The 2542-nt window shown below is 42.9% G+C and carries 4 protein-coding genes; all 4 read left to right on the top strand.

Going from position 1 to position 2542, the window contains the following annotated elements; genetic code table 11:
• Positions 1-161 precede the first annotated feature (161 nt).
• The gene (locus AC4E7D_RS13805; protein ID WP_490174359.1) at positions 162-578 is read left to right on the top strand and encodes a hypothetical protein; all 417 of its coding nucleotides are present in this window, start codon (positions 162-164) and stop codon (positions 576-578) included.
• A gap of 58 nt (positions 579-636) precedes the next feature.
• Complete coding sequence (locus AC4E7D_RS13800) at positions 637-858, top strand: PLD nuclease N-terminal domain-containing protein (RefSeq protein WP_490174358.1); 222 nt, start codon at positions 637-639, stop codon at positions 856-858.
• 65 nt (positions 859-923) lie between these two features.
• The gene (locus tag AC4E7D_RS13795) at positions 924-1994 is read left to right on the top strand and encodes a hypothetical protein (RefSeq protein ID WP_490174357.1); all 1071 of its coding nucleotides are present in this window, start codon (positions 924-926) and stop codon (positions 1992-1994) included.
• A gap of 68 nt (positions 1995-2062) precedes the next feature.
• Positions 2063-2542: hypothetical protein (locus tag AC4E7D_RS13790; RefSeq protein ID WP_490174356.1), on the top strand; the 480-nt coding region annotated here is incomplete at its 3' end.

Raw genomic sequence — 2542 nt, 5'->3', positions numbered from 1 at the left:
GTGGTTCCTTTTACTAGGGTTTATTCCTGTCTTAGGAGCCACTACCTTGCTTGTGCTATATCTTCTGGAGGGAACCGCCGGCAACAATCGGCACGGACCTAATCCCAAAGAGATTCAGCTATCTACTTAGCAGCAATTTGAAACCTTGTCTATAGCAAAAAATGAACGAAAAAGAACGTTTTATAAAGATCAAGAATCTGGTGCTTCACTTTGAAGATGGGGAAATCTCTCTTGAGGAATGCATTTCGCGGATCAATGAGATTGGGATCAGGCCAATAGTTAAGTATGAGCTACTGAATTACTGGCGTGCGGAAGACCTTGATAATTTCGTAAGCAAAATAAGTGCAGATGCCATTGCCGATTGGGAGGAGATAACAGATGAGAGGGCGCTGGGGATGATTGAGGAAGTAATGGATAACCCATCCAAAGATGGGCTTTTGATGAAAAATAGTGAAGCCCTGGAAAAACGATACCAAAAAACAGAAGGAACATTAATAGACCTCATTTTCCACAAGGAGTTAAATACCCCCGAATCGGTCTTGAAAGCATTAAAACAGGATACTACTATCTATTTATAACTGGAATGGATTTTCCAAAACCAAACAACGAACAACGAACAACTAAAAACCAACACCCATGCTACTACCCCTCGCCATTAGTCCGGCCGTCCTGATCATCGTCTTATTTATCCTCATCATAACCCTGCTCCTCACCATAGTGGCCCTGGTAGATATCCTTGGGAACACCTACGAGGGGAACGACAAGCTCATCTGGGTGATCGTGGTGATCTTCACCGGCCTCCTGGGCTGCATTCTGTACTTTACCATCGGGCAGCGGCAGAAGCTGCCGAAGGGGTGATGTAGTTGATGGTTGATAGTTGAAAGTTGTTGGTTGCTGGTAACTGAACAGTGAAAAAAAGATCAATGAAAATACTGCCCTTAAGCTGGTATATCCTGTCTATTGCGTTCCTGCTATTAGCGGGTATCGCGTCTGCACAGCAGAAAGAAGTCTACTTGAATGACGATTTCGTAGAAATCACCAAAGCGGAATTCAATGAACCGCATGACCCTTACGTCTATTACAAACTGAAATACGAATCCGATACTGTTACGGTCAACGTTAAAGTGCAGCGGATCAAAAAGGGGAAGGTTACACCGGAATTACTGGATGAGATCAGGAAGGAACTCAGCTTGCTCTCTGATCAGCCCGTTCCTGAAGGCCATCTGCTGGTCATCAATTACTATCACGGTCCCGACCCATGCAATTCCGGAAACCATCGCTATTTCAGGGGGGTCTTTAAGCGCTATGTCAATAAAGTGCGTAAAATGCCGAATGTAAGCCAGTTTTTTATGTATAAGAATAAGAAAGGGATTGGATCCGCATTCGGGAAACAACATAACGGGATTGAAGACCGGAATGGGATAATTGAAAAAACCTTTCTGCCCCTACACTACCCTTGTGGGAGCTTTGTAGTATTGGATAAAACAGGTCGGTTTTATATACATAAGGGAGAATACAATGTCTTTGATCTTCTCGAGCTGATCGAACATCCGGAAATAGCTTTTGCACGAGAGGATCCTACCCATGGCAAGGGCCAACTTACGGAAAGTCAGATGCAGTTTATTCGCAAACAGTACAACTGGAAGGGGAAAGACTTACTTTTTGTAAACTACCGCATGCCCATAAACAATTGCCATTATGACAATTATCAGAACCTGAACACGTCCCTTAAATGGTGGGAGGAATTTTATAAAGAAGTACCTCTTGGGAACAACCGTAATCTATTTGTGTATGGGGATGCTGTCAGAGCAAGGAGCATCTTAGACGGCATAGCCCATTTTGCAGATGCTGATAATTTTTTTCAGCATCAATTTTTTCAACAAAGTGAGGCCTGCTATGGCTTTGCCATAATTAATAGTAAAGGGCACTATATAAAAAAGATCGGAGAATATACCAGGGAAGACATCGGTACGATGATTCAAAGTCTCAAATAGGAGATGTACAGTTGGGAAATTCTTGAATATCATAAACTTTAATCCTTTATGGTCAGCTTTAGTTACAAATGAACCTCTTCAAAATTTTATTGACTGCCCTGACCCTGATGATTGGTTTTCCTGGAGCTGCACAGGAAAGTCGCCTGCACAACAAATCCAAAAACACATTGGTGGACTTTTCTGAAATTGAACGCTATTACCAAAACCTTGATTCCCTTGAAGAAAAGCCACGGGATTACAATGTATATACTTCTACATTTGGCTATGCGGTTATGGTAAACAGTACAGGTAAATCTCGGGCCTTATCCGCGCAGCGTTTACAGCTGTTAAGAATGCTGTTTACCTCTATGAACATGCCACAGGATCCGGCATCGTATTTCGATACTGAGATTCTTGTAAAAACAGATGCTGGGAACCGCTGGCTCCCCATACAAAAGAATTTGCTTGGGGCATGGAAGGCAGAACTACCAAAGGGCAAACAATCATTGATTCTTATCAGGGCTTTTGGCTCCACGAATACCCTCCCGGAGGAAAAGTGGATGTTTACC

The organism is Lentiprolixibacter sp. (genome assembly GCF_982873095.1).
The sequence above is the reverse complement of the archived record's forward strand: the minus strand, read 5'-3'. Positions and strand labels throughout refer to the sequence as shown.

Coding starts and splice junctions, on each gene's coding strand:
- AC4E7D_RS13800 (WP_490174358.1), top strand. CDS start 637: ATGCTACTACCCCTCGCCATTAGTCCGGCCGTCCTGATCATCGTCTTA.
- AC4E7D_RS13795 (WP_490174357.1), top strand. CDS start 924: ATGAAAATACTGCCCTTAAGCTGGTATATCCTGTCTATTGCGTTCCTG.
- AC4E7D_RS13805 (WP_490174359.1), top strand. CDS start 162: ATGAACGAAAAAGAACGTTTTATAAAGATCAAGAATCTGGTGCTTCAC.